This window comes from Streptomyces sp. NPDC001889, from assembly GCF_053594535.1.
In genome coordinates, this window is record NZ_JBSFER010000006.1 from 39,450 (window position 1) to 58,071 (window position 18,622).

Consider the following 18,622-nt stretch of genomic DNA (forward strand, 5'->3'; position numbering starts at 1 on the left):
TGCCCCGTCCGGGGAACCGCCCGGGCCGGCCGTCCAGGTCAGCCGCCGTGCCGGCCGTCCGTGCCGGCCGTCCGTGTCAGCCGTCCGTGTCAGCCGTCCGTGTCAGCCGTCCGTGCCGAAGTAGCGGTCGCCGAAGTCCCCGATGCCCGGCAGCATGTAGGCGTTCTCATTGAGGCCCTCCTCGATGGCCGAGGTGACCAGCCGTATCCGGGGGTGCGGCCCGCAGACGGCCCTGATCCCCTCGGGCACGGTGATGAAGGTGATGAAGGTGATGTTCTCCTCCGGCACACCCCGGTCGAGCAGCAGCCGGATGGCAGCGAGCGCGGTGCCGCCGGTGGCCAGCATCGGGTCGAGCAGCAGGACCTGGCGCTCCGCGATGTCCTCGGGCAGCGCCGCGTAGTACAGATGGGGCAGCTTGGTCACCCGGTCCCGCTGGATGAGGATCTTCCCGATGCGGACGGCGGGGCAGACCGCGCGCAGCTCGGCCTCCATGCTCTCGCCGGCCCGCATGATGGGGACCCCGCAGAGCCGGGAGGCGAAGCGCCGGCCCTCGTACACCCTTCCGACGGGGGTCCGCACCTCGTGCGGCTCGAAGGGGAGCAGACCGAGCCCCGTCTCGATGAGCAGGCGCATGATCCGCCGCGAGTGGAGGACGAAGTCCTCCCGGCGGGCGTCCCGGTCGCGGATGACGGTGTGCAGGGCCCGGAGCTGATCGGTCTGCGGCAGGAGATGGACCCGGTCGCGCAGGTGCGGGTCGAGAGCGGCGGTCGCCGGGTCCGGCGCCCGGCCGGTCTCTTCGTGGATGGTCATTCCGCGGGGGGCTCCTCGAACGAAGGGGGAAGCTCCGGTGTGGTGGTGAACTGGCCGGCCGCGGCGCGGAACAGCGACACTCCCCCGGTCCGGTCCCACACCCGCCGCAGCACGTACACCAGCTTGGGGTTGTGCTCCTCCTCTTCCTCCACGGCGCGGGCGACGAGGTGGGCCCAGTCCCGCTCGGCGAGCGGGTCGCCGGGGCCGTCGGAGGAGTCCTTGAACGCGCGGTGGAGGGCGGCCAGCTTGGCCCGCGCGGGGAAGCCGCCCTCGGAGAGGACGATGCACAGGAGGCCGGTCCAGTACAGGGCGACGACCCATCGGCGCCGCTCCTCGGGCAGCCGGAGCGAAATCTGCTCCATGGCGTGCAGCGAGGTGATCAGATGGAGGAGGACGAAGTCCCCCGGCCGGGCGAGGTAGAGCAGGGTCACGGCGTAGTAGAGCTGCTCCCAACTGGTGGCGGACGGCTGGTCCGCGGCCCAGGCGGGGGTCCGGTAGACCAGTGGATCGCCTTCCCGGAGCATCCGGGCGATCCGGTACTGGAGCCCCGACCGGAGGAGTTCGGCGGGCATGCCGGCGACGGCCTCCGGCGAGGTGTCGTCGAGCACCTTCCGCACCCGCTCCGGGAGCCCCGGGCTCCCGCCCTCCCAGGCGCCGGCGAACCGGAGCAGCGAGTCGACGGGTGTCTCCCCCGCGCTGTCGGCGGTGTCCGGTGACATCCGCTCGGGGTGGCAGTCGACCGAGGAGAACGCCATGTACGCGAGGCCCTCCACCGTCATCCACCGGCTGCCGGCGTCGAGTGCCCAGCCGACGTGGATGGTGGCGTGGGTGAAGGCCCCGACCCAGCCGGGGAGGAGCAGGGGGAGATACCGGTTGAGCACCTCCGCCATGCCGAGTTCCCGCTCCTGGCGGTCGAAGAAGTCGCAGTAGGCGGAGAAGCTGGTGCGCTGCCCGAGGTGCTCCTGCCAGGTGGACTCGGTGATGGTGTGGCGTGAGCCCCGGGCCGGTTCCAGTCCGTAGCCGTAGGGGGTGAGGCGCGCGTAGGTGTCGTGGTACCGCTTGATGCGCTCCGGGGGTGTGCCGAGCCCCGCCAGCGCCACGACGGCGTGTTTCACATGGTTGGTGAGATGGCCGTTGAACTCGATGTGGTGGCTGCGGTCGTCGAGCAGTCGCTGGACGAGGGCCGTGCCGCCGGTCGATTCGCGCCCGTTCTCGTTCATACGGGGGTCTCGCTCTCCCTCAGGTCCGCGCCCCGCCCCTCGGCGAGGCAGGCCAGTACGCCGTCGAAGGTGTCGGCGACCCAGGTGGGCCCGGCCGACAGCAGCTCCGCGCGGCTGTGGATGCCGTAGGTGACCGCGATCGATCGCATCCCGGCCGCGCGTGCCATCAGCAGGTCGTGGGTGGTGTCCCCGACCATGACGGCCTCCCCGGGGGTGGCGCCGAGGAGCCGCAGGACCTCGTGGCCCATCTCCGGGTCGGGTTTGGGGCGGGTCACCTGGTCCGCGCCGAGGACGACGGCGAACTCCTCGCGCAGATCCGCCGCGCGCAGCAGCGCGTCGGCGCTCGCGTGGAACTTGCTGGTGGCGACGGCGGTGGGGATGCCCTGGCGGCGCAGCTCGGCGAGGCCCTCGCGGACACCGGGGAAGACCAGCTCGCCCGCGCGGGGAAGGATGATCTCGCGGAAGGCGAGCTGGTACTCCGCCACCGCGGCGGTGACCCGGTCGTCCTCCGGGGCGATCCCCATCAGACGGCCGAAGGCCCCTTCCAGGGGCATGCCGATGGTGGCCCGGATCTGCTGCGCCTCCCGGGGAGGCGCTCCCAGGGCCGCGAAGGCCGCGGTGAAGGTCCTCACGATCGCCTGGGGGGTGTCCACCAGCGTTCCGTCCAGATCGAAGATCGCGACATATGCCATCGGGCGCTCCTTCAGAGTCCGGCGGGACCGGTGTCGGCTGCGGCGCGGAGGGACGCGTGGGCGGCTGCCAGGCGGCCGGCCACTTCCGCCGTGTTGATGAGCACGGCCATGTTGGCGCGGGCGGACCGGCCCCGGGTGGCCCGGTCGACCGAGCGCATCAGATGTTTCGTCAGGGCGTTGCCCCGCACTCCCTCGCGGTCGGCCGCCCGGACCGCTTCGTCGATCACCGCGCTGATCTCCGCGCTGTCGATGGCGTCCTCCTCCCGGGTGGGGGTGGTGATGAGGATGGCGCTCCGGTTGCCCAGGGCCCAGTGGTTCTCGACGGCGCGGGCGATCTGCTTCTCGTCGTCGAGCCGGTGCGGGCTGCGCAGTCCGCTGGAGCGGCAGTAGAACGCGGGGAAGTCGTCGAAGCGGTAGGAGACGACCGGAACACAGTGGGTTTCCAGGAACTCCATGGTCAGACCCAGGTCGAGGATGTTCTTGGCCCCCGCGCAGACGACCGCTGCCGGGGAGCGGGTGAACTGGATGAGGTCCGAGGAGATGTCCATCGTCGTCTCCGCTCCCCGGTGCACACCGCCGATGCCCGCGGACGCGAAGAACGGGATGCCCGCCAGATGGGCGGCGACCAGGGAGGAGGCGACGGTGGTGGCCCCCATGCCGCCCTTGGCCAGGACCACGGGCATGTCCCGGCTGCTGACCTTGGGGATGCCCGACGCGGTGGCGAAGCGGTCGATGTCGTCATCGGTCATGCCGACGAGAATCCGGCCGTCCTCGATGCCGATCGTCGCGGGCACCGCGCCTCCGGCTCTCACGGCCGCCTCCACCTGGTGGGCCGTGGCGGCGTTGTCCGGGTAGGGCAGCCCATGGGTGATGACATTCGACTCCAGCGCGACCACCGGCCGTCCGGTCTCGACGGCCTCGCGGACCTCTTCGTTGTACACGAGCGGAATGGCCTGGTGCACGGTGTGACGCACGGTCGTGTCCCGTTTCTCTGTCGGGGTCGGCTGATCGGGGGCGCGGTCGGGGCCCGGGGGGCGGTCGGGGGCGCCGTCAGGCCGGCCGCCCGGGTGCCAGGCGTTCGCGGACGCGGCGCGCCAGTTCGTCGACGCCCGGGCTTCTGAGGATGCCGTAGTGGTCCGCCCCCAGTTCGACGACGGTCGGGGGTTCGGCGGAGTAGGCGGCGCTGTTCTCGATGAAGGAGTAGTCGTCCCCCCGGGCCTTGAAGAGGGTCACGGGGGCGCTGATCCGGCGCTCCCGCAGCTCATGGAACTCGTAGGTGAAGGAGTACGTCAGCTCGACGATGCGGATGATGCGGCGCACCGGCTCCGCGTCGAGGCCGGGGAAGTGCCCGGTCACGAAGGAGACGAAGCTGTCCTCGTCGGCCGAGGCACGCAGGCACTCCGTCAGCAGCGGGCCGGTGACCGTGCCGGCGAAGACGGAGAAGAGGATGGTCACATAGGCCGGGTCGCGGTAGTCGCCGGACCGGCCCGCCGTCGCCGTCGGGGCCGTCTCCAGCCCCGGTGACCCGGGGGCGATCAGAAAGAGGTGGTCGACCCGGTCGCCGGCCTGTTCGAGGCGGTACGCGGTCTCGAAGGCGGTGCGCGCGCCGAAGGAGTAGCCCCAGAGGGTGTACGGACCCTCCGGCTGGAGCCGTTTGATGGCCCGGATGTCCTCGGCGGCCATCTCGCCGAGGGTGCGGAAGGGGGTCTCGGAGCCGTTGATGCCGTGTGCCTGGACACCGTAGAAGGGCCGTTCCGCGCCCAGCAGCCCGGCGAGCGGGCGGAGGTTCATGGTGTAGCCGCCGAGGCCGGGCCAGCAGAGGACGGGGTTCGCGGCGCCCCGGCCCTGGAGCCGGACCAGCCGGGAGGCCGGGATCTCGTCGTCGCCCTCCAGCAGCCGGGCGATCGCCTCGACGGTCGGGGAGGTGAAGACCACCTGGAGCGGCAGCGAACTGCCGAACTCCTTGTTCACGGCGGCGACGAGACGGAGGGCGATGAGCGAGTTGCCGCCGGCCTCGAAGAAGTCGTCCCGTACCGAGAGGCCCTCGCGCCCGAGCACCGCCGAGAAGATGTCGCGGACGGTCTCCTCGGTCCTGGTGCGCGGAGCGGTGAAGACCCGCCCCTGCCCCGGGTTGCCGTCCTCCCTGGCCGCCAGCGCCCTGACGTCGACCTTCCCGTTCGCGGTCAGGGGCAGCCGGTCCACCACGACCACCCGGTTCGGCAGCATGTAGTCGGGCAGGAAGGTGACCAGATCCTCTCTGATCAGCTCGGCCGGCCCGGTCATGTGCACGGTGTCCTCCTTCATCCCCTCGCCGCGGATCTGCTCGTCGCTCACCCGGCCCCCGACGCAGAAGTAGGAGGGGCCGGCCTCCGCGCCGGCCCGGTCCAGGATCTTGGCGAGCCGGACCGCCGACATCAGATCGTTTCCGGTACGGGAGCTGTATCCGGACGACATGAAGCCGAGCCCGAGGCCGTTCATCTGGAGGTGCTGGAGCTTTCTGCCGAGGTCGACATAGTGCGTACGCGGATCGTTGGAGCGGGCAACGATGCTGATGCCGAAACTCGCGCGCTCGTACACCCGCTGGTTGATGGCGATGACATGCTTCTTCAGTATCAAATCGTCGGACAGCCGCTGTAAATCCCCTTCGGCATAGCGGTACTGACCGGCGGGAAGATCGGGAACGCGGCCCGGGTGGGTCTGCACATAGATGTCGTACGGATCGCGGTGCGGGACGGTGCCGTGCGGGACGAGGTCGAAGGTGCCGAGATAGTAGTCGTCCTCGGAGCATTCCAGTTGATTCCGCACATCCGGTGTGTGGGCACCGGCCGTGATGTCGAGACCTTCGGCGGGCAGGATTTCCTCGAAGAGTCCGATCATATGACCGGCTTCTATCTCCAGCACTTCCCGCACATTGTCCCGGTAGACCGCCTCTATGGCCTTCCTCCGGCCGATCAGATGGACCGCGCACCGGGTGCCGGACCGCTCGGTGCCGGCCCGGATCAGAATCAGCCGGTGGAGCAGTGGGTGATAGTAGTAATAACCCGGCTCCAGCCCCGCGACACCGTTCAGCTCCAGATGGAGCTGGGTCGCGTAGAGCGAACCCGGCGAGGCGTAGGCGTACTTGGGAAGCAGCCGCTCCGCGCTGAGGTGCTGCCCGAAGTCCCGCAGTATCCGGCCGAGGTCGTCCAGGCCCAGTGCCCCGGGCTCGCGGGAGCGGCCCGCGCCCCGGACCCGGGGGCCGAGGAGGGCGAGCAGATCCGCCCTGCGGATGTCCCCGCCCTCGTAGAAGCGGTAGGTCTTGCGGGCGAAGGCCCGCCGGCGCTGCCCGGGCCGGGCCTCGGCGCCCGGCAGCCGGACGGCGGGCCGGCCCTCGATCTCGCCCGGCTCCCGGCAGCCCGCGTTGGAGAGCTGTGCCCTGACCTGGCGCCGGTCCGCCTTGGACCGGTGGTGGTCTCCGTTTTGGCCCTGGTCCATCAGCGCGGCCTCCCTGGCGCTGAGTTCCACGAAGGCGAGCAGCCGGCGGAAACCGGTGACGGAGTCGTCCTTGACGACGACCGCGGCGTTCTTGACCCAGCTGTGCGTCTCGATGGCGAGTCTGATCTCGTCCAGCTCGACCCGGAATCCGCGCAGCTTGACCTGGCTGTCGGCGCGTCCGGCGAACTGGACGGTGCCGTCGTCGTTCCAGTGGGCCAGATCGCCGCTGCGGTAGAGCCGCACACCGGGGAGCGCCGGGACCTCGACGAAGCGTTCGGCGGTCAGCTCCGGCCGGCCGAGGTATCCCCGGGCGAGCTGTACGCCCCCGATGTACAGCTCACCGATCTCCCCGGCGGCCACCGGCGCCCCGGACCGGTCGAGTATGTGCAGCTCGGTCCCGTCGGCGGGCCGGCCGATGGGAATCGCCTGGGGGCCCTCGGCGATCGTCGCGCGGTCCACGGTGAAGGAGGCGGAGTTGATGGTGCACTCCGTGGGCCCGTAGAGATTCACCAGTTCGCAGCCGGGCAGCGCGTCCAGGCACCGCTGGGCGAGATCCCGGGAGAGCGCCTCGCCACCGCTGAAGATCCGGCGGAGGGAGGTGCAGCGGGTGAAGCCCTCCGTGTCCACGAGCGCCTGGAGCAGCGTCGGTACGCCCTGGAGGACGGTCACCCCGTGCCGGACGACGGTGTCGATGAGCCGGTCGGGATCGCGCTGCACCCCGTGGGCGCCCATGACGACGGTGCCGCCGCACGCCGGGGCGAGGATCTCCCACTGCGCGGCGTCGAAGCTCAGGGGGGTCTTCTGGAGCACGACGCTGCCGTCGCCGATCCCGTGGACCGAGGCCAGCCACCGCAACTGGCTGACGACACCGCGGTGTTCGATCATGACGCCCTTGGGCTTTCCCGTGCTGCCCGAGGTGTGGATGACGTAGGCCAGACGGCCGGGGAGGAAGGGGACCGGTGCACTCCGCTCGCCGGAACCGGGCCAGGAGGCCGTGAAGTTCTCCAGGTCCCGGAAGGTGACCACTCTGGTGCCCACCGGCACCAGGTCCTCCAGCCGGCTCCGGAGCGACTCCTGGGTGAGGACCACCGCCGCCCGGGCGTCCTCGACCATGTACCGTAATCGCTCGTCCGGATACTCCGGCGAAAGCGGCAGATAGGCGCCGCCGGAGGAGAGAATTCCCCAGACACCGGCCATGAGATCGGCCGAGGGTTCCATGAAGACACCGACGCGGTCGTCGGCCCGGACGCCCATGCGCCACAGCTGGTGGCCCACCGCCGTACTGCGGTCGGACAGTTCGCGCCGGGTGAGGATTCCGTCCTCGTGAACGACCGCCACGGCCTCCGGTTGGGATTGCGCCCGCTCGCGCAGAAGACCCGGAAGTGTGGCGAGGTCGTCGCCGATGAGATGCGTCGGCTCCCCTGACTGGTCGGCGGAGAGATTCTTCATTTCTCACCCATCCACGTGAGTGCTCTCGGTACGGGAAATGTCTCTGTGCGCGGTCCGTGAAGAGGCCCGGAGTACCGTTCGGATTTCCGGCCGGGTCGCGGCCGGGGTTCCATGGTTTCGTTCGGAATCGGCTAGTTGAACAAAAATCCACTTGGATGAGCCCGCCAAGGCTAAGCAGGCCTCTCGCCGAGAGTCAACGTATTCCCCGGGGAGTGGCGCGAACAGGAGCCCGGCAGTGGCCGCCGGCGGGAATCGCCCGATCATGGGAACGCGCCGGGCACCGGGGAGGCGCCCCGCTCGCCGAGCGCCCGCGACGCCGCTGCCCCTCGCGGCCACCGGACTCGTCCGCGCAGACCAGAGCGGTGGGCCGGAAGCGGTCGCCCCGGCGGGACCCGGCCCCGGAGCGAGAGCCGGCGGGCGGCCCGGCCGGGCGGCGGGCTCCCGGCGGGACCCCGGCCCGTACGCGATCACTTGGCCGTATCACCACGGTGACCGGTCTTCGCCCCCGGCGGGCGGCGGCCCGCGCCGGAGGGCGACCCGGCCGGTTCCCCGGAGCCCGGCCGGTTCCCTCGATCCGGAACGGTCCGGGGGATGAGACGGGAGATGGCAGAAAGCCGCGAACCTGGAGTAAAACCCCGGGCCGGAGGGGAATGTCGATTCGAATGTGATCAATTGGGGAGGGTGTTATGGCAGAGCTGCTACTTGAACGGAACGGGTTACTCGACACCGCCGCGCGGAGTGCCGCGTCGGCCCGCTCCGGGCACGGGCGCTGGCTGCTGCTGCGCGGTGAGGCGGGATCGGGCCGCACCGCGCTGCTGGAGGAGATCGTCCGCCGGGAAGCGGCGGACGGACGGATGCGGACCCTGCGGGTCCGGGCCTCTCCCGAGGAGTCGGGCTTCGCCTTCTCGGTCGTGCGCCAGCTCTTCCCGCGCTCCGGGCCGCTGCCGTTCGACGAGCCCGCGCCGGCCGAGGAGCAGCGGATCTTCCACCGGCTCACCGATGCCCTCGCCGACACCGCGTCCCGCCGGCCCGTGCTGCTGGCCGTGGAGGACCTGGATCTGGCCGACGAGCCGTCCCGCCGGTGGCTCGGATACCTCACCCGCCGGCTCTCGGACGTGCCGGCGCTGCTCCTCCTCACCTCCTGGGGAGAGGGCGCCGGCGCGCAGCCGGACGACCCGCCGGACGGCCGGGCGGGCCTCTGCGACGCGACCGGCGCGGAGGTGCCGGTGCCCGCGCTCGGACCCGGAGCGGTCACCGAACTGCTCGCGGCCCACGGCGTGCGGGGCGAGGCGGCCCGACTGTGCGCCGGGGCGACCGCGGGCAATCCGATGCTGCTGCGGGCCCTGCTCGCCGACCTGCCCGACGGCCGGCCGCCGCGTGGTCTGGCCGATCTCTCCGGGACCCGCTACCGCAGGGCCATGGCCCGCTGGCTGCACTCGCCCACGGCGCTGTTCCGGCGCCCGCTCGCGCTGGCCGTGGCCCTGGCGGGCGGCTCCCCCGCGGCTCTGGACCCGGCGCTGCTCGGGGAGGTGGCCGGGCTCGCGCCGAGCGAGTCGGCCGATCCCCGCCGGGTCGAGCCGCTGATACGGATGCTCGCCCACCCCCCGGCCCGGGAGGCGGTGCTCGCCGCCGCCGACCCCGCCGAACTCGACCGGTACCGGTACCGGCTGGCCCAGTCCCTCTATGAACTGGGCGCGTCCGCCGACGAGATAGCGGAGCATCTGCTGCGGCTCCGCCAGACGGGCGAGGAGTGGATGACCCGCACCCTGGAGGAGGCGGCGGAGAGCGCGCTGAGCGCGGGCCGCCCCGAACGGGCCGCCCGGCTGCTGCGGCACGCGATGACCGGGCCGGTGCCGCCCGCCCGGCACATCGCGATCACTCTGCGGCTGGGGGCGCTGGAGATGCTCAGATCCTCGGAGGCGGGGACCCGCCGGCTCCGGGAGAGCCTCTCCCGGGCCGACTGCCACGACCCGTACGCGGTCGCGTCGGCGCTGAGCGGATCGCTTCTCGCCCAGGGCCGCACCGCCACCGCGATCCGGGTGATGGAGGAGGCCGGGAACCGCATCAGCGACCAGCAGCTCTCCACCGCCGTCCGGATCAGCGTGGCGGGGATGTCCACCCACGACGCCCAGGGGTGGCACCGGGCCGCCGCGGAGATGCACGAACTGATGGGCACCGCACCCGACTCGGTGGAGCCGCTGGCCTGTGCGCTGGCCACCGTCCACGAGGCCGGCACGGGGCGGCTCGACGCCGGTACGGCGGTGGCCCGCGTCACCTCGCGCCTCAGCGCCCCGGTCGACACCCGGCTGCGCACCGGCTGGGTGGCGTCGGCGGCGTCCCTGCTGGAGTGGGCCGACCGGCTGGACGAGGCCCGGGCGCTGGTCGAGCGGGAGCTGCCGGGGCAGCCGGACCTGACCCATATGGGCCACCAGTATCTGCTGACCACCCGGGCCACGGTCGATCTGCGGGCGGGCCGGTTCCGGCGGGTCATCGAGGAGAACACCCCGCTGCTGGAGTCGGCCCGGGGCGGGGGCGTCCAGCTGCCGTATCTCCACGCGATGGTGGCCGTCGCCTGGCACGAGCTGGGCTACCGGGAGCGGGCCTGGGAGCAGCTCGCCGCGCTCGGCGCCGAGGGCGCGAGGACCACCTGGGGATGGGACGAGGTCCGCTGCGCCCGGGGCCGGATGTACACGGCGGAGGGCCGCTGGGAGGAGGCCCTGGAGAGCTATCTGGACTGCGGGGCACGGATGACGGTCCGGGGGTTCGTCAACCCGGTGAGCCAGCCGTGGCGGGCCGGCGCCGCCACCGTCCTGGTCCGGCTCGGCCGGACGGCGGAGGCGGTGGAGCTGGCGGAGGAGAATCTGCGGCACGCCCGCGCCTGGGGGACCCCCCGGGTCGTCGGGGTCGCGCTGCGCGCCCAGGCCGTGGCCGTCGGCGGCGGGCGCGGTCTGAAGACGCTCACGGAGGCGGTGGAGCTGCTGCGCACCGCGCCGGCGCCGGTGGAGCTGATCGAGGCGCTGAACGACCTGGGGCGGGCCCAGGCGGCGGTGGGCCAGACCCGCAAGGGCCGCACCACCCTGAGCGAGGCGATGCATCTCGCGCAGCGGTTGGTGCCCGCGGCGGCCACCGCGCCACCGCTCGCGGCGCCGCGCATGTCCCGGCTGGTGGAGAGCATCGGGAGGGCGCTGCGGGCCGCGCGCACCCGTAAGCCCCACGCCGCTCAGGACTGCTGCAAGGAGCTGACCCAGGCCGAGCGGCGCATCGTGGACCTGGCCGTGCAGGGGCTGACCAACGCCCAGATCTGCGTCACGCTCCAGCTGGCCCGCCGCACGGTGGAGACCCATCTCACCAACGCGTACAAGAAGCTCGGGGTGGAGCGGCGGACCCAGTTGGCCGCCCGGCTGGCCGCGCCCCCCTCCTGACGCCGGCGCCCGCAGACCCGGCCACCGCCCGCGGACCCAGCCACCACCCACCCGTCACGTCACCGCGACCGCCCTACCGGGACACGTGTCACCACCCACCCGTCGCCGCACCGCGACCGCCGTACCAGGACACGTGTCACCACCCCGCCCGGCCCCCGCTCTCACCAAGCTCGTGGTTTTCCACGATGCCCAGCGTCCCGGTCGCCGGGCAGGCTAGAGCCCAGCAGCCCTCCCCGCAGGTGGGGGCGGCCACACGGCCCCCCGGCCCCCGGGTTCAGGGCTGCGGTACGCCTTATTGAGAGGACCTTGTGATGCGGAGAAACGGAACAACCGCGCATGCGCTTCTCCCACCGCGGCGGTCACCGCCGGCGGCGGGCCCGACACCCCTTGTCCGCTGAGGCCCGGGATGGCTCCCGCACGCTCCGCGCCGGGGCCGGACCGCGAGTACACGCCAAACTCCCCGCTGTCGGGACCCCGGCCATCCGGCCATCCGCCGCCGGTCCGCCCGGCGCCGGGCCCATCGGCGGACCCCGCGCCCCGGGAGCCTTGTGAGCACCGACGCGGGGCTCCGTGAGGAAAGGTTCCTGCGGGCCGCGTTCATCGTCTCCAGCAGCGGTGACTGGATCTTCCGGTTCGCTCTCCCCGCTCTGGTGCTCCAACTGACCGGATCAGCGATCTCGACCGCGCTCACCTACGCGGTGGAGTTCCTTCCCTTCGTGGTGATCGGCCTGTTCAGCGGAGTGGTGGCCGACCGGGCCGACCGGCGGCGACTCATGATCATGTGTGATGTGGTCTCGGCGGTGATCGTCGCCGGGATCGCCGTGCTGTGCCTGAGCGATCCATCGGTCGTTCCGGTCATGGCCGCGGCCTTTCTGCTCGGCTGTGTCAGACCGTTCTCGTTCCCCGCGTTCCAGGGGTTTCTCGTCGAACGGGTGGCACCGGAGCGCAGAGCCGCCATGAACGCCTGGGTGCAGGGCACCGACGGCACCCTGAGCATGCTGGGGCCCGTCGCCGGTATCGCCGTGGTCACCTTGCTGGGACCGGCTGTGGCGAGCACCCTCAACGGGATGTCGTTCGCACTCTCCGCTCTGCTGATCGGCGCCACGGCGGCCGGCCCCGCGGGCGCGCGGCTGCGGACCTCGATCGGCCAGGCATGCCGCTCCCTGCGGCCGGACTTCACCGCGGGGCTGCGGGTCATCACCACGGACCGGGGGTTGCTGTGGGCCACGGCCCTGCTCACACTCGCCAACTTCACCTTCCCCGCCGTCGCGGCCAATCTGATCTTCATGGTGGCCGGACCCGACGGGCGCATACCCGCGTCGCTCGCCCTGGTGACGGCGGCGCAGGGACTGGGGGCCGTCCTCGGCGCGATGGCCGCGCCGGCGCTGCTGCGCCGGTTCGAGGCGGGCACGCTGATGCGGAACGCGATGGGGGCCATGGCCCTCGCCCTGCTGCTGCCCACGGCCAGGGCGGACATACCGGCGCTGACGGTGTGCTGCTTCCTCGCCGGCGCGGCGACCTCCACCTTCGTCGTGCCGTGGCGGACCTACCGCCAGAGCGCCGTCGATCCGGCCTTTCTGGGACGGGTGGTCGGGCTCCAGCGCGCCGTGCCGTTCGCGGCGATTCCCTTCAGCGCCCTGCTCGGCGGCTGGCTGCTCACCGAGTTCGGCACCTCGGCGCTGTTCGTCACCGTGTGCGCCGTCCAGTGCCTGGTCTGGCTGGGAACCGGCCTCTCGCCGCTGGGCAGGGCGAGCACACCCGGGCCCCGCAGGGTCAGGCCGACATAGCTTCGGCACGGTGGCCGTCCACCGCCGAGGCAGACTCCACACCGCTCGCGGCCGGGACGGTCCGGCCGCTCTGAAGAAACGTTTTACACGTCACTGTCAGGGGAAAGGATGAGATTTCACATGCCAGTCTCATTAGAGGGCAGCGGAACAGTATCAGCGCAGCGGGAACAGTTCGCGGAGTCGGGCTATCTCGTACTGCCGGGCCTGCTGCCCGAGTCGCTGAGGGACCGGCTCACCGGCGAAGTGGACCGCTGGGTGGACGACGGCCTGCGCGCCGAGTCCATCAGGGCCTGCGTCGACCCCGCCTCGCAGGGTCCTCCGCCCGTGCTGGAGCTGGAGTTGCCGGCCCACGGTGAACTGCTCACCCATCAGCCGCTGCTGGAGGTCGTCGACGAGCTGATGGGCGGCCCGTTCGTCTTCCACCACATGCACAGCAACCGGCACAACCCCGGGATCGCGGGCAAACCCTGGCACCACGACTACGAGCCGCACGACGGCGGCGGGGAGCCGCTGCTGATGGTGCACGCGCTGCACTACCTGGGCGGCCTGGACGGCACGGTCGGGAGTCTCGCGCTGCTGCCCGGCTCCCACCACGAGAAGCGGAGCAAGTCCGAACTCTCCCACCACGGCACCGCCGAACTGCCGGGCGAGATCGTGGTGGACCGGCTGCCCCCGGGCTCCACCCTGCTGGTCAACTCCGCGCTGATGCACGCCCGCCGGCCGGAGCCGAGCCCGGACGACTCGGGCCGGCCGCGGTATTTCGTCGACGCGTCCTACTGCCGTACGGGTGCGCGGTGGCGGCCCGTCAAGCCGTACTGGCGGCACATGCTGACCCGCGCAAGGGAGCTGAATCTCGACGGTGGCCGGTGGCCCGAGCTCTTCTCGGAGGATCATTTCACCGAGTACTCACCATCCCTTTGAGGAGGCACTGCCAACATGAAGGTCGTCAGTCCGGTCACCTTCGACGAGGTGCGGACGAGCTTCCACCGGGACCACCCCGCGGAGCGGGAGCACGAGGCCAACACCAACCAGGACGCGGACGACGCCCTGGTGCTGGCGGACGAGGTCTTCGCCCGGTGGTCGAAGGTCCTGCTCTCCCGGACCGAGGTCCTCGACGTCATGCTGCCCTGGCACCTCAGCGAGGGCGGCGGGTGCGACCTCGTGCCCAGGTCCGGGCTGACCGTCGGTCAGGCCGTCCGGCGGCTGCGCTCGCGCGAGGCGGAGTGGACCGAGGCGTGCCCGGTGTGCGCGGCCAAGCTCGCCCGCTTCCGGGACTCCCCCTTCACCTCCATCTATCTCAGTACGCACCCGGTGCCGCACGAGGACTACGCGGGCCTGAGCCCCGGTGACGGTCTCGTCCATCTCGACGGTCTGCACCGCATGGTCGCGTGGGAACTGGCCCAGCGCCTGCCGCTCGACGACGAGCTGACGGCCTTCGTCGCCGGTGACATCGCACCGCATGCCCCAACCGGAGGTCGACGAAAATGACCCGCGCGACGCGAGCCCCCGCCTCGCTGCCCGAACTGCTGATACGGAACGCGCTCGCCCACCCGGACCGCCCCGCCGTGAGCGACGGGGTCCGCACACTCGACTACCGCACCCTCGCCGCCGTGACCGGCCATGTCGCGGCCCGGCTGACCGGTCTCGGTCTGGGGCGCGGCGACCGGGTGGCGGTACTCGGCGCCAGGGACGCCCGGCTGTGGGCGCTGCTGTACGGAGTGATGCGTTCGGGCGCCACCGCCGTGGTGATCGATCCGGGGTGGAGCGCGCCCGATGTGCGCAGACGGCTGGAGGCGGTCGAGGTGCGCTGGGCGCTCACCGCCACCGGGGACATCCGGGCACCGGAGCCCTGCAGGACCGAAGTGCTCGACATCGACGCGCTGGCCGGGAGCGCTCCGCCCGGGACCCCCGCCGCCGAAGCGCCGCTCCCCGCCGATCTGGCGTATCTCTCCTTCACCTCGGGGTCGAGCGGTGAGCCCAAGGCCGTGGCGGTCACGCACGCCAACACGGTGCACTACGCGGAGTCCCTCGGGGAGCGGCTGGGTCTCACGGAGGCCGACGCGCCGTGCGTCGGCCATGTCACCACCCTGGCGGCCGACCTCGGCCACACCTCCTGGCTGCTCGCGCTCGCGGCGGCGGGGTCGGTGCATGTCGTGGCGGACGATCACGCGCGCGATCCCGAGGCGTGCTGGGCCTCGCTGCGCGGGGCCGGGGTGTCGGTGCTGAAGACGACTCCGTCGCATCTGACGGCGCTGCTCTCGGGCAGGCCGCCGGGGAGCCCGGCCCTGGACACGGTGATCCTGGGCGGTGAGGCGCTGCCCAGGTCGCTCGCCGCGAGCCTGCTGGAGCAGGGGGTCGCCGCCCGGGTCGCCAATCACTACGGGCCGACCGAGACGACCGTCGGCGCCACCTGTTTCCTGGCCTCCGCCGTGGCCGATCTGCCGGCCGACGAGGCCACCGTGCCGATCGGCACGGCGATCGGCGAGGTGGAGCTGCGGCTGTCCCCCGAGGGGGCGACGGGCGAACTCCACATCGGCGGACGGGGGGTCAGCGCCGGCTACTTCGGCCGGCCGGACGAGACCGCGTGCCGCTTCGTCCGGTACGGCGGCCGGCGCATGTACCGGACCGGTGATGTGTGCCGCCGCCGCGCGGACGGGAACCTGGTCTACATCGGCAGGTCCGACCGCCAGGTGAAGGTCCGGGGCTTCCGGGTCGACCCGGTCGGCATCGAGCACGCGATGGAGGAGTTCCCCGGGGTCGGCCAGTCGGCGGTCCTGGTGCGCGAGACCCCCGCGGGCAGTCAGCTCCTCGCGGCGGTCCGGCTGACCGGCGGGGGCGGCGAGAGCGGGACGCTCGCCGCGCTCCGCTCCCATCTGCGCGACCGGCTGCCCGGCTACTCGGTCCCGCAGCCGATCCTCGCGGTGCCGGACTTCCCCTTCGGCACCAATGGGAAGCTCGACCGGGAGCGGCTCGGGGCCATCGTCAACGGGCTCATCGAGGCCCGGGCGCGCGGTACCCGGCCGCGGCGCTCCGACGGCTCCGGCCGGGGCGCGGTCTCGCTGGCGCAGGCCGTCGCCGAGCTGTGGGCGGACGCGCTGGGGCTGCCGATCCTCGATCCGGACGCCGATGTGCTGAGCCTGGGCGGCGACTCGATCCTCGCGATGCGGACGATCGCGTTCCTGCGCCGGCGCGGCCACAGTGTGGCGTTCGAGGACTTCTACGAGCACCCGACGCCGACCGGGCTCGCGGCGGTCGCCCTCTCCTCCCGGGGCCGCCCCCGGCCGAGGGTCGACCGCACCGGCGCCCGGGAGCTGCGGCTCGCCCCGGCGCAGCGGTGGCTGTTCCGGCAGCCCGTCGACGAACCGCGGCACTGGAACCAGTCCGTGGCCCTGCGGTGCGCGGTACGGGTCGACGCGCCGGCCCTGTCGGCGGCGGTCGCGGCCGTGCTGGAGCGCCATCCCGCGCTGCGCCGGCCGGTCGGTCCGGACGGCCCCGGGGACCCCCGGGACGCGGTCGACCTCGACGCGGTGAGCTGCTCGCCGATCCGGCCGGGGGTGCCGGTGGCGGAGACCGTCGGCACCGTCTGTACCGAGCTGCACCGCAGTCTCGACCCGGAGGCCGGACGCCTGCTGCGGGTGCATCTGTTCACCGGCGGCCCCGGTGTCGACGACCGGCTCGCGCTGATCGCGCACCATCTGGTGGTCGACGGGCTGTCCTGGCGCATCCTCCTCGACGACCTCGCCGCCGCCTACCGGGCGGAGCTGGCAGGGCGGCGGGCCGAGCTGCCGCCGACGGCGGACTTCTACACCTGGGCGGCCGGGACCCCGGCCGCGCCGCCCGTCCAGGAGGCGGTCGCCCCGCGGCTCCCGGTGGACGACGCGACCGGCGGGACCGAACCGGCCACCCTGATCTGGACCCTCGGCGAGGAGGCGACCGCCCGGCTCGTCGAGCGCCACGGAGGCGCCCAGCGGCTGGAGGCGGTTCTGCTGGCGTCGTTCGCCGAGGCGGCGCTGGAGTGGAGCGGGCAGGACCGCCTCGGCGTCGAGGTGGAGACCCACGGCCGGGAGACCGGCGGGGACGGCGCCCAGTACCTGGACACCGTGGGCTGGTTCACGGCGGTGAAGTGGCTGGCCGTCGACGGGCCGGACGCGGCGGAGCGGGCGAGCGCCGACGGCGGGCCCGCACGGGCGCGCCGGGTGCGGGAGACCGAGGAGCGCCTGCGGGAGGCGCCCCAGCTGCCGATGGACACGGAGGGGGTCCGCCCGGAGGTCGGGTTCAACTTCCTGGGCAGCTTCCGGCTGCCCGATGAGCCGTCCCTGGGCTGGTCGGTCGCCGACGAACAGGCCGGCTCGGCGCGGTGCGCCACCGGCGACTCGCTCTACGCGCTCCGGCTGACCGCGAGGGTCATCGGCGGCAGGCTGGTCACGGATCTCGTCTACGCCTGGCCGAGGCTCTCCCACGGGAGCGCGGACCGGATTCTCACCGCCTTCGCCCGCTCGGTGGCCGGCCTCGCGGACGCGGTCGCCCCCGCACCCGTACGGTCGGCGGCGTCGACCTCCGGACAGCTGCTGCACACCGGTGCCGCGGTGCCCCGGGGCGGCTGGCGGGTGGTGCGCGAGCCGGCCCGGGTGCTGCTCACCGGTGCGACCGGGTATCTCGGCGGGCATCTGCTCACCGAACTCACCGCGCGGGGCGCCCGGGTGACCGCGCTGGTGCGCGGGGACAGCGACGCGGACGCGGCCCGCCGGCTCGGCGGCGCGGAGGTGATCGCCGGCGACATCGACCGGGAGGGTCTCGGTCTCTCCGCCGCCGGTCTCGCCCGCGCCCGGGAGGCGCAGGTCGTGGTGCACGCCGCGGCGGACGTCCGGCTGGTGGCCTCCCCCACCGATCTGGAGCGGACCAACAACACGGCGGTGCGCAGACTGCTGGAGTGGATCGACACCGAGGCGCCCGGGGCCCGTTTCCACCATGTGTCCACCCTGGCGGTCGCGGGCGGGGTCGACGGGCCCGCGCGGCGGTTCAGCGAGGCGGATCTGCGGGTCGGCCAGAGCTTCCGCACCCCGTACGAGAAGGCGAAGTTCCGGGCCGAGGAGACCGTGCGGGCCTGGGCGGCCTCGGGCCGTCAGGCGTATATCCACCGCAGTGGCCACATCGCCGCGGACAGCCGCACCGGCGCGTTCCAGCGCAATGTCCAGGACAACCGGATCTACCAGGTCGTCCGGGGCTATGTGCTGGCCGGCGCGGCGCCGAGCCGGCCGTCGACGACGTTCGAGTTCTCCCATGTCGACACGGTGGCCGCGGGTATCGCGGCGCTGGCGATGTTCCCGGACGCGGCGCCGGGCGTCTACCACGTGGAGACCCCGCACAAGGTGGCGCACGACGAACTGGTCGCGTGGATGGCCGGGCACGGCTATCCGGTGGAGCTGACGGACGACGCGGCCTTCGCCCTCGCGCTCGCGCGGGCCGAGCGGAGCGATCCGACGACGGCCCGGCTGGCGTCGACCTGGTCACAGCTCGGGGACCGCAACATCGTCGCGGACAGTTCGTGGACGACCTCGGTGCTGGAGCGGCTCGGGGTGCGCTTCGCCGCGCCGACCCCGCAGTGGTGGTCCGCCGCCCTGACGTGGGCCACCGCGGCCGGGTTCCTCCCGGCGACCGTCGTATCGCCCCAGCTCACCTGAGGCCCCGGCGGAATCGCCCCGGGTGCGGGCAGCCCGGACGGCCCCGGCGCGCCCGGCCCCGCACCCCGACGGCAGAAGTCCAGACAG

The 18,622-nt window shown here is 72.8% G+C and carries 10 protein-coding genes; 5 read left to right on the forward strand and 5 right to left on the reverse strand.

Translation table 11 applies throughout. The annotated features are described in order from the left end of the window. Positions 1-102: 102 nt before the first annotated feature. The 5 genes from upp to ACWCRA_RS08105 all read right to left on the reverse strand — a co-directional run bounded on the left by upp (position 103) and on the right by ACWCRA_RS08105 (position 7,645). Positions 103-810 (reverse strand): uracil phosphoribosyltransferase, encoded by a 708-nt coding sequence (gene upp / locus ACWCRA_RS08085; protein WP_351549503.1) that lies wholly within the window; start codon positions 808-810, stop codon positions 103-105. Continuing rightward, complete coding sequence (locus ACWCRA_RS08090) at positions 807-2,030, reverse strand: questin oxidase family protein (RefSeq protein WP_451067060.1); 1,224 nt, start codon at positions 2,028-2,030, stop codon at positions 807-809. The genes upp and ACWCRA_RS08090 overlap by 4 nt, the downstream gene beginning before the upstream one ends. Next, positions 2,027-2,722 carry an HAD family hydrolase gene (locus tag ACWCRA_RS08095; protein ID WP_451067061.1) on the reverse strand — a complete coding sequence of 232 codons (696 nt, stop codon included), beginning with the start codon at positions 2,720-2,722 and terminating at the stop codon, positions 2,027-2,029. The genes ACWCRA_RS08090 and ACWCRA_RS08095 overlap by 4 nt, the downstream gene beginning before the upstream one ends. Positions 2,723-2,733: 11 nt before the next feature. After that, positions 2,734-3,696, reverse strand: a complete 963-nt coding sequence (locus ACWCRA_RS08100; protein WP_351549511.1) for a pseudouridine-5'-phosphate glycosidase — start codon at positions 3,694-3,696, stop codon at positions 2,734-2,736. A 76-nt stretch (positions 3,697-3,772) separates the two neighbouring features. After that, positions 3,773-7,645, reverse strand: coding sequence for a non-ribosomal peptide synthetase family protein (locus tag ACWCRA_RS08105; protein WP_451067062.1), 3,873 nt, complete (start codon positions 7,643-7,645; stop codon positions 3,773-3,775). A 686-nt stretch (positions 7,646-8,331) separates the two neighbouring features. Between ACWCRA_RS08105 and ACWCRA_RS08110 the strand changes: the two genes are divergently transcribed. The 5 genes from ACWCRA_RS08110 to ACWCRA_RS08130 all read left to right on the forward strand — a co-directional run bounded on the left by ACWCRA_RS08110 (position 8,332) and on the right by ACWCRA_RS08130 (position 18,535). Next, complete coding sequence (locus ACWCRA_RS08110) at positions 8,332-11,067, forward strand: LuxR C-terminal-related transcriptional regulator (protein WP_351549517.1); 2,736 nt, start codon at positions 8,332-8,334, stop codon at positions 11,065-11,067. 548 nt (positions 11,068-11,615) lie between these two features. Further along, the gene (locus ACWCRA_RS08115) at positions 11,616-12,854 is read left to right on the forward strand and encodes an MFS transporter (protein ID WP_351549520.1); all 1,239 of its coding nucleotides are present in this window, start codon (positions 11,616-11,618) and stop codon (positions 12,852-12,854) included. A 120-nt stretch (positions 12,855-12,974) separates the two neighbouring features. Beyond that, positions 12,975-13,775: a phytanoyl-CoA dioxygenase family protein gene (locus ACWCRA_RS08120; RefSeq protein ID WP_351549524.1), complete on the forward strand. Its 801-nt coding sequence runs from the start codon at positions 12,975-12,977 to the stop codon at positions 13,773-13,775. Positions 13,776-13,790: 15 nt separating this feature from the next. After that, positions 13,791-14,342 carry a DUF6309 family protein gene (locus ACWCRA_RS08125; protein ID WP_351549527.1) on the forward strand — a complete coding sequence of 184 codons (552 nt, stop codon included), beginning with the start codon at positions 13,791-13,793 and terminating at the stop codon, positions 14,340-14,342. Beyond that, a complete protein-coding gene (locus tag ACWCRA_RS08130) occupies positions 14,339-18,535 on the forward strand; it encodes an AMP-binding protein (protein ID WP_451067063.1) in 4,197 nt (1,398 codons plus the stop codon). Before ACWCRA_RS08125 ends, ACWCRA_RS08130 begins: the two co-directional genes overlap by 4 nt. The last annotated feature ends 87 nt before the right edge of the window (positions 18,536-18,622 follow it).